Genomic DNA, 14,312 nt, shown 5'->3' on the forward strand with positions numbered 1-14,312 from the left:
TTGGATTCCATTTCCAGCGGGCGGCGGGTGTGCAGGATGACCGTGCCGCCGATGCCGCCTTCGTCGATGCGCGCTTCTGGCGATTTGAACAGCTCGGCGCTGGACAGCATGTTCGACGGCAGCAGGGTGTAGTTGAACGAACGGCTGGCCTCGTCATTGGTTTCGGAGGTGGCGATGTAGTTGCCGTTCAACTGGGTCAGGGTCAGGTCGGGGTCGAGGCCGCGCACGCTGACGCTCTTGCCTTCGCCGCCGTCACGGGTGATGACCACGCCGGGCACGCGCTGCAGCGAGTCGGCAACGTTCTTGTCGGGGAACTTGCCGACGTCTTCGGCGGTGATCACTTCGACCACGGCGTTGGCGTCGCGCTTCTGCTGCAGGCTCTTCTCGATCGCATAGCGGTAGCCGGTGACCTGCACGCTGTCCAGCGTGGTGGCGTCGGCGCTGCCGGTGGTCGGTTGTGCGCTGGCCTGCTGGGCAGCGGCGCCGGTCGGCGCAACGGCTGCGGCCAGGGCCAGTGCGACGGCGAACGACAAGGCGTCGCGGCCGTGCGTACGAGTTGAATGCTTGATTGCCATCTCTCCCTCTCTCATGGATTGATCCGGTGACTGACGCGGAAACTTGAATCGATCTAATCTGCGGTGCCGATTTTGCTGATGCCGCGCGGCTGCCTGGGGCGGCGCGCTGGTGTTCGGTACATCTGGTGCCGGTCCCCAACGCCGGGCCATCCCACGGGATCCGCTTGGATCGATCTAAGCGATGGCGGGGCGATTTTTAGCATGGCCAGAGGGTCTGCGCATGCTGCTGCGCAATATTGCAGGGACGTGTCGGCCGAATGATGTTTCGCTGAAACACACTGGAATCGTTTACATGCGCAAAGGGGTGGGGGTTGTTCGGCAGGGCTTGCAGCCCTGCACCCGCCTGGAGCAACGGCAACGTCAACTTCAAAAGCGGGCTATCCGTGGGTTGGCGGGGCGGTGTCGGATTGCGGGGACGCCGCAAGTACGTCCTTGTAGGCTTGGCAGCCGCATCCATGCGGCTGACACCCCGCAATCCGACACCGCCCCGCCCTCGACAGGTTCACGCGGCTGTTGGTAGGTGTCGACCTTGGTCGACACATCTGTCGGGTATCGAATGGATACATCCAGTTGGCCGGCGGCCAGTAGATCCACGCCATGCGTGGATGAATCTGTCAGACATCGAAATCAATCTGGGGTCGGAGCCCGTTGCGCAGCAACGGGATCCGACCCCGCCTGGCCCGACAAATCGCGGGGAACCGTCAGAGGCGGGGCGGTGTGGGTGGGCAGGACCGCAGGCGCCATGGATGGCGCCTACGAGCCCCCATGGACGGGTTTACGGCGTGTCCTGCCCACCCACACCGCCCCGCCATCCACGGAATGCCAGCCTTTGACGTTGACGTTGACGTTGACGTGGCTCCCAGCAGGTGCAGGGCCGCAGGCCCTGCAAAAGACCCCCCTCTTTTGCTGCGGCGCAGAATGCATGGGCGGGCGCTCCCTGTTCTACTTCAATCGATCTAAATCCGCCGGGGTGCGGATTTGTACCGATGGAAACGGGGAGTTCGGCCGCAGCGGCCGGCCCCCGCTGCCGCCCTGCCGCCAAGGAGTCCTGTCCGTGACCAGGTTGTCCCGCCGTCGTTCCCCCCTGCGCCTGCCGGCGCTCTCCCCGCGGCCGCTGGCCCGCGCCGCCTGCCTGCTGGCCCTGGCCACCACGCCCTGGCTGCAGGCCGCACCTGCCGCACTCGAACGCGAGGTCAACACCTTCATCGGCAGCAAGGATGACGGCAACACCTTCCCCGGCGCGTCGGCACCGTTCGGCCTGATCCAGGTCAGCCCGATCGGCAGCCACTATTCCGGCTGGCGCTACGACGACGAAAAGATCCGCGGCTTCGGCCATTCCTTCCTGTCCGGCGCCGGCTGCTGGGAACAGGGCGGCCAGGTCTCCATCCTGCCCGTGACCGGCAGCATCGGCCCGGGCGGCGATTTCGATACCGCCAACCCCAAGCAGTTCGACCACAAGGCCTATGCCGCCAACTACACCCACGACGGTGAAGTGGGCCAGGCCGGCTACTACAAGGTGCGCCTGACCAGCTACGGCGGCATCGACGCCGAAGCCACCGCGCGCACCCGCGCCGCGGCCGAGCGCTACACCTTCAGCCAGCGCAGCGGCGATGGCCATGTGCTGGTGAATGTGGGCCAGGCCAACGAGCGCCATTCGGTGATCGGCAGCGTGGTGGACGTGGTGGGCGACCGGGTGGTGGAAGGCAAGCTGGTCACCAAGAGCTTCTGCGGCGGCCACCAGTACACCACCTGGTTCCGCGTTGAATTCGATCGCCCGTTCAAGGCGCACGGCACCTGGGGCGAGGCCGGTGGCCTGCCCAACGCGCGGCACAGCATGGAAGGCGAGCAGAAGCCGAACGGCGCCTGGTTGACCTTCGATCTGGCCAAGGGCCAGTCGGTCACGGCGGTCAGTGCGATCTCGCACGTGGACGCCGAAGGCGCGCGAACCAATCTGCGCGCCGAGGGCATGCAGGGCGGGGCGCTGATCGGTTTCGACCGCATGCGCGCGCTCTCGCAGAAAGAGTGGCGCGAGCAGTTGGCGCGGGTGCGCGTGCAGGGTGGCACGGGCGATGACCGCACCGTGTTCTACAGCGCGCTGTACCACGCGCTGCTGCAGCCGCTCACCGGCAGCGATGCCGATGGCCGCTACCGTGGCTATGACGATGGCATCCATCGCGCCGACGGCTGGACCTACTACGAGTATTTCTCGCTGTGGGATACCTACCGCGCGCAGAACCAGTGGCTGGCCCTGACCCGCCCGGACGTGGCGCGTGATATCGGACGCACCCTGCTGGCCATTGACGAGCAGGGTGGCTGGCTGCCGCGCTGGGGCTATGCCAACTTCGAAACCAACATCATGACCGGCGATCCGGTCACCCCGTTCATGGTCGACCTGTGGCGCTTCGGTGCGCTGAAGGGGCGTGAATCGCAGGCCTGGGATGCGCTGCGCCGCAATGCTTTCGGCACGCCGCCGCTGAACTCGCGCATGGCCGGCCGCTCCGGCAACCCGACCTACCTGGACAAGGGCTATGTGGTCTATGACCGCGCGTTCCCGTCCAAGGGCATGGACGTGGACCCGCACCATGGTGGCTCGGCCACGCTGGAATACGCACTGGCCGACTGCGCGCTTTCGCAGATGGCCGACGGCCTGGGCCATGCGCAGGATTCGGCCACGCTGCGCGAGCGCGGTCGCAACTGGCGCAAGGTGTGGGACCCGCAGGTGCGTGACGCCGAAACCGGCTTTACCGGCTTCCCCCGCCCGCGCACCGAAGACGGCCAGTGGTACACCCCGGCCGACGGCCATTACAGCCCGCGTTCGCACCATGGCTTCCATGAGGGCACTGCCTGGCAGTACCAGTGGCTGGCGCAGCAGGACGTGCCGGGCCTGGTGGAAGCAATGGACGGCCGCGAGCAGGCCGGCCGTCGCCTGGATGCCTTCTTCGCGATGGATGCGCTGCAGGCCGATCCGCTTACCGCCGCGCGCAAGGAATGGGTGGTGGGGCCGTACAGCTACTACAACCAGTTCCGTTACAACCCCAACAACGAACCAGACCTGCACGCGCCGTGGCTGTACACGCTGATCGGCCAGCCGTGGAAGACCGCCAACGTGCTGCGTGCGGCGCAGCAGCTGTTCACCAACGCGCCCAACGGCGTCACCGGCAATGACGACCTGGGCACGATGTCGGCCTGGTACCTGTTCAGTGCCATCGGCGTGTACCCGGCGGTGCCGGGCAGCGGCCAGTTCCTGCTGCACACGCCGCGCTTTGCCAAGGTGGAAGTGGACATGGGCAACGGCCGCACGCTGCGCATCGACGCGCCCGGCGCCGATGGCCGTCGCCTGCAGTACGTGCAGGGCGTGCAGCTGGATGGCCGCGCGCACGCCCCGGTGTGGCTGGACTGGGACCAGCTGCAGCAGGGCCCGCGCCTGCAGTTCGCGCTGGATGCACAGGCCCCGACCCAGGGCTGGGGTACGGCGGTAAAGGATCTGCCGGTCTCATGGTGCGCTGCACCAGGCAGCGTGCTGCGCTGAGCCATCGTCGTGCCGTTCGCGGCCAACCAGCGAACGGCACGGCACGAATGGCCTCCGATCCATTAGGCTTGACCCTCCCGAGGAGCCCGGTACAGCGATGAACGACAACGACGGCACTTCCAGCAAGCGTTCCGGCAAGGCGGTGACGGTGACCGACATCGCCCGTGCGATCGGCGTGTCGCGCGCCACCGTGTCGCTGGTGCTGCGTGGCAGTCCGCTGGTCAATGTCGACACCCGGGCCAAGGTGGAAGCCGAACTGCGCCGCCAGCGCTATGTCTACAACCGCGCGGCGGCCAACCTGCGGCGGCGCACCTCCAGCAGCATCGCGCTGGTCATCAACGATCTGTCCAATCCGTTCTTCGCTGAATTTGCTTCTGGCGTGGACGAGGCATTGGGCGGGCGAGGCTATGTCACCCTGCTGGGCAGCACGGGCGAATCGCCGCAGCGCCAGCAGGCGGTGCTGTCCACGCTGATGGAACACACCCCGGCGGGCCTGATCCTGTCGCCGGCCGAGGGCAGCGATGCCACGCTGCTGCGGCAGGCGCTGGGTGCCAACGCCAACGTGCTGCTGTTCAACCGCGAACTGGAAGGGGCCGACTGGGACTTCCTGACCTTGGACAACCAGCACGGCGCTTATCTGGCCACCCGCCACCTGATCGAGCGCGGCCACCAGCAGATCGCCTTCTTCGGCGGCCATGCCGATTCCAGTTCCTGCCACCAGCGCCGCGCCGGCTTCCAGCAGGCCCTGGCCGAGGCAGGCCTGGCGCTGCCGCCGGGCTGGATGATCGAATCGGCGCCCAATCGCCTGGAGGCGGCCGCGCGCACCGATGAACTGTTCGCCGACGGCCATCGTCCCAGTGCCGCGGTCTGCTACAACGACACGGTCGCGCTGGGCCTGATGTTGGGCCTGAATTCCCGCGGGATCCGCCCCGGCGGTGATTTCGCGGTGACCGGTTTCGATGATATTTCCGAGGCATCGGTGGCGGTGCCGCCGCTGACCACCCTGACCGCCGACCCGCGCGAGCGTGGCCGGCAGGCCGCCGCGCTGCTGCTGCAACGCCTGGATGATCCCGATGCACCGCCGCGGCGCACCGTCGCCCCGGTGCAGCTGCGCGTGCGCGAGAGCAGTGCCGCGCGGCCGAACTGATTTCCTGCGACCTTTTCCCTTCCACGTACCAACGACCTACACGCGCATCGAGGCGCGAACCGCATGCCGATTTCCGCAACGCCCCGTCCATCGGGATCCAACAGCAGCCAGGCGCCGGTGATGAATGCCCGTGCGGCCCTGTGGGTGGCCACCACCATCTTCTTCATGTGGGGCTTCCTGACCAGCCTCAACGATGTGCTGATCCCGCACCTGAAGGCCGTGTTCGAGCTGAACTACACCCGCGCCATGCTGGTGCAGTTCACCTTCTTCGGCGCGTACTTCCTGATGTCGGTGCCGGCCGGTCGGCTGGTGGCACGGTTGGGTTACAAGAAGGGCATCATCGCCGGCCTGCTGATTGCCGGTGTGGGCGCACTGGGCTTCTGGCCGTCGGCCGCGCTGCGCACCTATGACGCCTTCCTGGCTTCGTTGTTCGTGCTGGCCACCGGCATTACCGTGCTGCAGGTGGCGGCCAACCCGTACGTGGCGCTGCTGGGCCCGGAAAAAACCGCCTCCAGCCGCCTGACCCTGGCGCAGGCGCTGAACTCGCTGGGCACCACGCTGGCGCCGCTGTTCGGCGGCTTCCTGATCCTGAGCACCGCGGTGAAGAGCGGTGACGAGATCAAAGCGATGCCGATGGCCGAGCAGCTGGCCTACCGTACTGCCGAAGCGCAGTCGGTGCAGGGCCCGTACGTGGGCCTGGCGATCGCGCTGGTGCTGCTGGCCGTGTTCGTCTACCTGTTCCGCCTGCCCAGCCTGACCGAAACCACCGAGCAGGCCGACACCAGCCACCACACCCTGCTGGATGCGCTGAAGCAGCCGCACGTGCTGTTCGGCGTGCTTGCCATCTTCTTCTACGTGGGCGCCGAGGTGTCCATCGGCAGCCTGATGGTGAACTACCTGGCGCTGCCGGAAATCGGCGGCATGAGCGAACAGCAGGCCACCCACTACGTGTCGGCCTACTGGGGCTGCGCCATGGTCGGCCGCTTCGCCGGCGCCTGGCTGCTGGCCAAATTCTCGCCGCGCCGCCTGCTGGCCGGCTTCGCGCTGGCCAACGTGGTGCTGCTGGCGGTCACCCTGGGCTCGGGCGGCAAGGTAGCGCTGTACGGCATCGTGGCCACCGGCCTGTTCAATTCCATCATGTTCCCGACCATCTTCTCGCTGGCCATCGAACGCCTGGGCCCGCTGACCAACAAGGCCTCCAGCCTGCTGATCATGGCCATCGTCGGCGGCGCGATCATTCCGCTGCTGCAGGGCATGCTGGCCGATCGCATCGGCCTGCACCTGAGCTTCGTGCTGCCGGTGGTCTGCTACGTCTACATCATCTTCTACGGTCTGGTGGGCTCGCGCCCGCCGGCCGTCGGCCCGCAGGGAGGCTGAGTCGGAAATGGATGCCATCGTCTGCTTCGGCGAAATTTTGATCGATCTACTAGCGCAGCCGCCGGCCTCGGCCGACACCCCGCGCGCCTTCCTGCAGTACGCCGGCGGTGCGCCGGCCAACGTGGCCGTGGCCGCCGCCCGGCTGGGTGCGCAGACCCAGTTCGTGGGCATGCTGGGCCGGGACATGTTTGGTGATTTCCTGGCCGACAGCCTGGCCGAGCACCGCGTGGGCACCGACTACATCGTGCGCACCGATGCAGCGAAGACCGCGCTGGCGTTCGTGGCATTGGACGCGCACGGCGAACGCAGCTTCAGCTTCTACCGGCCGCCGGCGGCCGACCTGCTGTTCCGTGACAGCGATTTCCAGGGCGCCTGCTTCGACAGCGCCGCCTGTTTCCATGTGTGTTCCAACAGCCTGACCGAAGCGGACATTGCCGCCGCGACCTTCGCCGGCATGGAGCGTGCGCGTGCCGCCGGTGCGGTGGTCAGCCTTGACCTGAACCTGCGCCCGGCGCTGTGGCCGGCCGACACCGATCCCACCCCACGCCTGTGGCAGGCGCTGGAGCGTGCCGACCTGGTGAAGCTCTCGCGCGAAGAGCTGGACTACCTGGCCGCGCCGCACGGTGCCGACGGTGACCAGGTCGTGCTGCAGCGCCTGCTGGGCGCACAGGCACGCTGGGTGATCGTGACCGACGGTGCCGCCACGCTGCGCTGGTACACCCGCGAGCAGCAGGGCCAGGTCACCAGTTTCCGCGTGGCCACGGTGGATACCACCGCCGCCGGCGATGCCTTCGTGGGCGGTGTGCTGGTGGGCCTGCTGGAGCGCGGCGGTGCCGGCGCCGGCTTCGCCGCGTTCTGCCAGGACCCGCAGGCGATCACCGAAACGCTGCGCTTCGGCGCGGCCGTCGGCGCGCTGGCGGTCACCCGCAAGGGAGCCTTCGCGGCCATGCCCTCGCTCGATGAAGTGCAGCAGCTGCTGCAGACCCAGGAACTTTCCGCATGACCCAGACCGCCTCCCGCTTCGCTCCGCAGTTCCGCTCGGCCGAGTTCCTGCGCGCGCACATCGCCGACACGATGGCGTTCTACCACCCGCGCTGCATCGACCCCAACGGCGGCTTCTTCCACTACTTCCTGGACGATGGCACGGTCTATGACGCCGGCCACCGCCACCTGGTCAGCAGCACCCGCTTCGTCTTCAACTACGCCATGGCCTATCGCGAATTCGGCAATGCCGACTACCGCGAGGCCGTTGAACATGGCGTGCGCTACCTGCGCGAGGTGCATCGCAACCCGTCCACCGGCGGCTACGCCTGGACGCTGCGCGATGGCCAGGTCGAAGACGATATGAACCACTGCTACGGCGTGGCGTTCGTGCTGCTGGCCTACAGCTGCGCGCTGAAGGCCGGCGTCGAACAGGCCCGCGCGTGGATGGAAGAAACCTGGCAGCTGCTGGAAGCACGCTTCTGGGAAGCCGGGCACGGTCTCTACAAGGATGAAGCCGACGGCCAGTGGAACTTCACCGGCTACCGCGGGCAGAACGCCAACATGCACATGTGCGAGGCAATGCTGGCCGCGTTCGAGGCCAGTGGCGAGCAGCGCTATGTGCAGCGCGCACTGCAGCTGGCCGACAACATGACCCGGCGCCAGGCCGCCAAGGCCGGCGGCCTGGTGTGGGAACACTACGACACGAACTGGGAGATCGACTGGAACTACAACCTGGACGATCCCAAGCACCTGTTCCGCCCGTGGGGCTTCCAGCCCGGCCACCAGACCGAATGGGCCAAGCTGCTGCTGATCCTGGACCGCCACGTGCAGGCCGATTGGCTGGTGCCCACCGCCCAGCACCTGTTCGATGTGGCGGTCGAGCGCAGCTGGGATGAAGCACGTGGTGGCCTGTACTACGGTTTCGCGCCGGAATCGCGGCGCCAGCCGGGCATGGACGGTGCCCCGATCGGCGGCGACAGCTTCGTCTGCGACGACGACAAGTACTTCTGGGTGCAGGCCGAAACCCTGGCGACGGCCGCACTGATGGCCCAGCGCACCGGCGATGACCGCTATTGGCAGTGGTACGACCGGCTGTGGGCGTATTCGTGGGAGCACTTCGTCGACCACCAGTACGGCGCCTGGTTCCGCATCCTGGATGCCGACAACCGCAAGTACAGCAATGAAAAGAGCCCGGCCGGCAAGGTGGACTACCACACCATGGGCGCGTGCTACGAAGTGCTGAACGTCGTTCGTTGACGTCGCACGCCGGGCCATGCCCGGCGGACGCGGCTGGTAGCGCCGGGCCATGCCCGGCGGACACAACAGGAGTCTCACACGTGCACCGTCTTCCCCTCGCTGTCCGTCTGCTCCTGCTGCTGTTCACGCTTGGCAGCTTCCCCGCGCTGGCCGCGCCTCTGCCGGCGCAATGGGAATTCCGCATGCTGCCCGGCGATGCGCAGGGCGCCGCGCACCCCAGCCTGCAGCAGTGGCGTACGGCGCGCGTACCCGGCAGCGTGCACACCGACCTGCTGGACCATGGGCTGATCCGCGACCCCTACGTGGGCGCGCCGGAGGCCGAGCTGCAATGGATCGGCCTGGCAGCGTGGGAATACCGCGCGCGCTTCGATGTAGATGCGGCGACCCTGGCCAAGGCGCATGCCGAACTGCGTTTCGACGGCCTGGACACCTATGCCGAGGTGCGCTTGAACGGCAAGCCGCTGCTGCGCGCCGACAATGCGCATCGCACCTGGCGTGCACGCGTGGAAGGGCGGCTGCGGCCCAGCGGCAATGAACTGCAGATCGTGTTCCGTTCGCCCATCCGCACCCTGCTGCCGGGCGTGCAGGCGATGCCGCACAAGATTGCCGGCAACTATCCCTCGCCCTACGGTGATGAGCCCAAGGACGCGATGGTAGGCAACTTCGCACGCAAGCCGGCCTACCATTTCGGCTGGGACTGGGGCCCGCGTTACGTGACCGCCGGTGTCTGGCGTGGCGTGGATCTGCAGGCCTGGGACACGCACCGCCTGACCGATCTGGCCGTGCGTACCGATGCCTTGGACGCGCAGCAGGCGCGGCTGGCCGTGCTGCTGCAGGTGGAGCAGGGCGATGCCGCCGGCTCGGCCAGGGTGGAAGTTGAGGTGCGTGATCCCGAAGAGCGCATTGTGGCCACGGTGCAGCGCCCGGTGCTGTTGCAGCCCGGCCAGAACAGCGTGGAGATTCCGGTTGACCTGGCCGACCCGCGCCGCTGGTGGCCGGTGGGGCTGGGCGCGCAGGACCGCTACACGGCACGCGCCCAGCTGGACGCTGGCAGCGACCCGACACTCCAGCGCGAGCAGCGCATCGGCCTGCGCACGGTGGAACTGCGCCGCGAGAACGACGCAAAGGGCGGGCAGGGCTTCGCTTTTGTCATCAATGGCGTGGAGATTTTCGCCAAGGGCGCCAACGTCATTCCGTTCGATGCGTTCCCGGCGCGGGTGGATGTGGCGCGCATGCGTCAGGTGCTGACCGCCGCGCGCGATGCCAACATGAACATGCTGCGCAACTGGGGCGGCGGGTACTACGAGGATGACGCGTTTTTCGATATTGCCGACGAGCTGGGTCTGCTGGTCTGGCAGGACTTCATGTTCGGTGGCGGCATGCAGCCGGGCTACGATCCGGCGTTCCGGGCCAGCGTGGTGGCCGAAGCGCGCGACAACGTGCGGCGCCTGCGCCACCACCCCAGCATCGTGCTGTGGTGTGGCAACAACGAAGAAGAGACCGCGTGGAAGGATTGGGGCCATGGCCGCGACCTGGAGGCTGCCGCCCCGGCGTTCGCCGCACGGGTCTGGCAGGGCTATGTCGATCTGTTCGGCAACGACCTGCGCCAGGTGGTGGGCGAGGAAGGGCTGGGCGTGCCGTACTGGTCAAGCTCGCCCAGCAACGATCTGGACGAAAAGGCCAACGATTCCAGCCGCGGCGACAAGCACTACTGGCAGGTCTGGGGCAACCCGGCACTGCCGGTGCAGGCGTACCTGCACGAGACGCCGCGCTTCATGTCCGAGTACGGCCTGCAGGCCTGGCCGTCGCTGGCAACGGTGGACCAGATCGCCACGCGCGCCGAACAGCGCATCGACAGCCCGGTGATCCGCGCCCACCAGAAGTTCATGGCCGGCGAGGGCAACAGCCGCCTGCTGCAGTACATCGAGCGCGGTTACGGCACGCCGAAGGACTTCGCCGATTTCGTCTACCTGAGCCAGGTGATGCAGGCCGATGGCATGGCACTGGCCGCGTTGCATCATCGCGCATCGCGGCCGTACACCATGGGTTCGCTGTACTGGCAGCTCAACGATGTCTGGCCGGGTGCATCGTGGTCCAGCGTGGATTACTTCGGGCGCTGGAAAGCACTGCACTTCGCGGCGCGACGTTTCTTCGCGCCGGTCACGCTGGCGGCCCTGCGTGACGAAGGCAGCACCCGCGTGCGCCTGATCAACGATGGCGCTGCAGTGGACGCGCGTTGGCGGCTGCGGGTCATGGACGTGGACGGCAAGGTGCTGCGCCGTCGCGAAGCGGCGGTGACGCTGGCGGCCGCCGGGGTCACCTCGGTGGGGGACTTCGGCGATGCCGAATTGCTGGCGGGCGCCGACCCGACGCGTACCGTGGCGGTGTTCGAACTGCTGCAGGATGGCAACGTCAGTGCGCGGCAGGTGGTGGGCTTCGTTGAAGCCAAGGACCAGACACTGCCGCCGCAGGCGTTGCGGGCCACGCTGCAGATCGAGGGCGATCACTACCGCCTGCGACTGCAGAGCAAGGCGTATGTGCGCGCCGCCTGGATCGACTTCGGTGCGCTGGATGTGCAGGTGGAGGACAACCTGCTGGATCTGTTGCCTGGCGAGACGCGCGACATCGCCGTGCGCGGCCCGGTGGATCTGGGCGCATTGCGTGGCGCGTTGCAGGTGAAAACCCTCAACGACCGTTGAGGGCGGAACACCCCGCTCTGGTAGGTGCCAACCTTGGTTGGCACACCAGGACAATCGCGCAGGCGACCCGCTTTGGTAGGTGCCAACCTTGGTTGGCACATCCCGGAGCATGCCAACCAAGGTTGGCATCTACCGGGACCTTCGGGCAGGCGTATCCCGCTTTGGTAGGTGCCAACCTTGGTTGGCACACCAGGAGCATGCCAACCAAGGTTGGCATCTACCAGGGGCTTCGGGAGCATGCCAACCAAGGTTGGCATCTACCGGGATCTTCGGGCGTACGCCAACCACGGTTGGCATCCACCCTCTGCAGTTACAGCTGGATCTGCTGGAAATTCTCGACCCGCTCGTGGCCGTTGGCGGCCTGGCCGGTACGCGGCAGCGGGTAGTCGCCCAGGCGATCGATCAGGCGGGTCTGCAGCCCGGCCTCGCGCGCGGCGTCCAGCTCTTCCACCACATCGGACAGGAACAGGATCTCGCCGGCGGGCACGCCAATGGACTGCACGATGCGGCGGTAGCTGTCGGCCTCACGCTTGCCGCCCACTTCAGTATCGAACCAGCCCGACACCAGCGGGCTGAGGTCGCCAGCATCGCTGAAGCCGAAGAACAGCTTCTGCGCCGGCACCGAGCCGGACGAATACACGTACAGCGGCAGGCCCGAGGCGTGCCAGCCCTTCAGCACCGGCGCCACTTCCGGGTAGAAGTGGGCGGTGTAGTCGCCACGGCGGTAGCCGGTATCCCAGATCACGCCCTGCAGCGCCTTCAGTGCGGTGTGCTTGCGGTCCTGGTCGATCCAGCCCTGCAGCGTTTCCACCACCAGGCTGTCCTGGCAGGCGCCGCCGATCTCGGTGGCCACCGCATCCAGCCAGCGGCGGATCTCCGGTTGCTGGCCGTGCTCGGCCACAAACGCCGGCAGGGCCTGGCGGGCGTAGGGGAACAGCACGTTCTTGACGAACGAAATGCTGCTGGTGGTGCCTTCGATATCAGTCAGGATGACGCGGGGCTGCATGGATCAGGACGCCTGGGTAGGAATGTAACGCGGGAACTTCTGCGCGATGTCGGTGCCGGTGAAATGACCGACCCAGCCATCCGGCTCGGTGAAGAAACGGATCGCCACGAAGCTGGGCTCATCGCCCATGTCGAACCAGTGCGTGGTGCCATCGGGCACGGCGATCAGGTCGTCCTTCACGCATTCGATCTCGTACACCTTGTCGCCCACGTGCAGGGTGAACAGGCCAGAGCCGGCGACGAAGAAACGCACCTCGTCTTCCTTGTGGAAGTGCTCGTCGAGGAACTTCTTGCGCAGTTCTGCGCGGTTCGGGTTGTCCGGGGCGATCGAGGCCACGTCCACGCTCTTGAAGCCGCGCTCGGCCACCAGACGGTCGATGTCGGCGCGGTAGGCGGCGAACACCTCATCCTGGCTGGCGCCGGGGGCAACCGGCGCGGCGGCCTGCCAGCGCTCGAAGGTAACGCCGATCTTCTGCAGTTCGGCAGCGATGACCGCGCCGTCCTGGGTATCCAGCAGCGGCGAGTCGGGGCGGGTGTCGTCGTAGATGCGCAGTCGGCTCATGGCGGCAGCTTGAACATTCCGGGGGAAAGACAGGGTAGCAGGGTGCAGGCGGCGGCCAGATGGCCAATGGGCATGTGCCTGTGCGCGATGGTTCAGCCGCGCAGCTTGCGCAGTTCCAGTTCGCAGTGCAGCAGGAACTCGAAGGCTTCCATGTGGCGGCGCGCTTCGGCCATGTCGCGGCCCCAGGCGTACAGGCCGTGGCCGTCGATCAGGTAGCCCCACAGCGGCTGGCGGTCCAGCAGGTCATCCACCTGGGCCGAGAGCACGTTCATGTCCTGGGTATTGGCGAACACCGGGATGTCGATGGCCATTTCGTGGGTGCTGTTGCCGGCGAAGGCCTTCAGCAGTTCGTAGCCTTCCACCCGGATATGGCCCTGCGGGGCGTACAGGCGCGAGGCGATGGTCTGTACCGGGGAGTGGGTGTGCAGCACGCAGCCGACTTCGGGGAAGCGGCGGTACAGCTGGGTGTGCAGCAGGGTTTCGGCGGACGGGCGCAGCGGGCGGCCGACGGCCTGGCCGTCGAAATCCACCACCATGATGTCGTCCTCGATCAGGCGGCCCTTGTCCTTGCCCGAGACGGTGATCGCGGCGTGGCGGTCGTCCAGGCGGTGGGAGAAGTTGCTGCTGGTGGCCGGGGTCCAGCCGGCCTGGGCCAGTTCGCGGACGTTGTCGATCAGCAGCTGGGCCAGTTCGCTCAGGCGCGCGGTGTCGTAGGGGAAGGTGGGGGCGTTCATGCGGGTGATTTTACTGGATTCGGCCAACGGCTGAGCCCCTCGTGGCTGGGTCGCCGTTCTGAATCCCTGGGTTGGCCGGGCGGGGTGGGCTGGCGGGACACGCCGTAAATCCATCCATGGAGCAACTGTGTTGTCGGATGGTTTTTTGGCCGTCTGGCAGACAGTCACGGCAAAGCCGGCCGCCGGCCGGCAGCCGCTGCGGTGCGCTTGGGCTTGCCTCAAGCGGGGATCGGTCCGCTTTCTGCGTCGCGCACGCGGGCGTTGAGAATGACCAGCATCTTGCGCATCACGGCCACGATGGCCACTTTCCCTTCCTTGCCGCGGGCCCGCAGCGACCGGTAGAAGTCCCGCAGTCGCGGCTCGTGCCGCATGGCCGACGTGGCCGCCATGTAGAGCACCTGGCGGATCTCGGCCCTGCCGCCGTGGATGCTTCGTCTCCCTCG

The 14,312-nt window shown here is 67.2% G+C and carries 11 protein-coding genes; 6 read left to right on the plus strand and 5 right to left on the minus strand.

Features of this window, described 5'->3' with window-relative positions:
• Positions 1-575 (minus strand): TonB-dependent receptor plug domain-containing protein (locus tag C1932_RS08930; RefSeq protein ID WP_159094573.1); only part of this gene is annotated, 575 nt, incomplete at its 3' end.
• Positions 576-1,707: 1,132 nt separating this feature from the next.
• On the opposite strand from C1932_RS08930, the gene C1932_RS08940 reads away from it, so the two are divergent.
• The 6 genes from C1932_RS08940 to C1932_RS08965 all read left to right on the plus strand — a co-directional run bounded on the left by C1932_RS08940 (position 1,708) and on the right by C1932_RS08965 (position 11,568).
• The gene (locus C1932_RS08940) at positions 1,708-4,104 is read left to right on the plus strand and encodes a GH92 family glycosyl hydrolase (protein ID WP_234412376.1); all 2,397 of its coding nucleotides are present in this window, start codon (positions 1,708-1,710) and stop codon (positions 4,102-4,104) included.
• Between the two features lie 97 nt (positions 4,105-4,201).
• Positions 4,202-5,251 (plus strand): LacI family DNA-binding transcriptional regulator, encoded by a 1,050-nt coding sequence (locus C1932_RS08945; protein ID WP_108761881.1) that lies wholly within the window; start codon positions 4,202-4,204, stop codon positions 5,249-5,251.
• Positions 5,252-5,314: 63 nt separating this feature from the next.
• The gene (fucP, locus tag C1932_RS08950) at positions 5,315-6,628 is read left to right on the plus strand and encodes an L-fucose:H+ symporter permease (protein WP_108761882.1); all 1,314 of its coding nucleotides are present in this window, start codon (positions 5,315-5,317) and stop codon (positions 6,626-6,628) included.
• 7 nt (positions 6,629-6,635) lie between these two features.
• A complete protein-coding gene (locus C1932_RS08955; protein ID WP_108761883.1) occupies positions 6,636-7,631 on the plus strand; it encodes a carbohydrate kinase in 996 nt (331 codons plus the stop codon).
• The gene (locus C1932_RS08960; RefSeq protein ID WP_108761884.1) at positions 7,628-8,869 is read left to right on the plus strand and encodes an AGE family epimerase/isomerase; all 1,242 of its coding nucleotides are present in this window, start codon (positions 7,628-7,630) and stop codon (positions 8,867-8,869) included. The genes C1932_RS08955 and C1932_RS08960 overlap by 4 nt, the downstream gene beginning before the upstream one ends.
• 80 nt (positions 8,870-8,949) lie before the next feature.
• Positions 8,950-11,568 (plus strand): glycoside hydrolase family 2 protein, encoded by a 2,619-nt coding sequence (locus C1932_RS08965; RefSeq protein ID WP_108761885.1) that lies wholly within the window; start codon positions 8,950-8,952, stop codon positions 11,566-11,568.
• A gap of 310 nt (positions 11,569-11,878) precedes the next feature.
• Here the strand turns inward: C1932_RS08965 and mtnC are convergent, their stop codons facing one another.
• From mtnC to C1932_RS08985, 4 genes are all read right to left on the minus strand, one after another.
• Positions 11,879-12,574, minus strand: coding sequence for an acireductone synthase (mtnC, locus tag C1932_RS08970; protein ID WP_108761886.1), 696 nt, complete (start codon positions 12,572-12,574; stop codon positions 11,879-11,881).
• A gap of 3 nt (positions 12,575-12,577) precedes the next feature.
• Positions 12,578-13,135: an acireductone dioxygenase gene (locus C1932_RS08975; protein ID WP_108756069.1), complete on the minus strand. Its 558-nt coding sequence runs from the start codon at positions 13,133-13,135 to the stop codon at positions 12,578-12,580.
• A gap of 92 nt (positions 13,136-13,227) precedes the next feature.
• A complete protein-coding gene (locus C1932_RS08980) occupies positions 13,228-13,869 on the minus strand; it encodes a methylthioribulose 1-phosphate dehydratase (RefSeq protein ID WP_108752962.1) in 642 nt (213 codons plus the stop codon).
• Between the two features lie 218 nt (positions 13,870-14,087).
• Positions 14,088-14,312: transposase (locus C1932_RS08985; protein ID WP_159094574.1), on the minus strand; the 225-nt coding region annotated here is incomplete at its 5' end.

Source organism: Stenotrophomonas sp. YAU14D1_LEIMI4_1, assembly GCF_003086815.1.
GTDB lineage: Bacteria > Pseudomonadota > Gammaproteobacteria > Xanthomonadales > Xanthomonadaceae > Stenotrophomonas.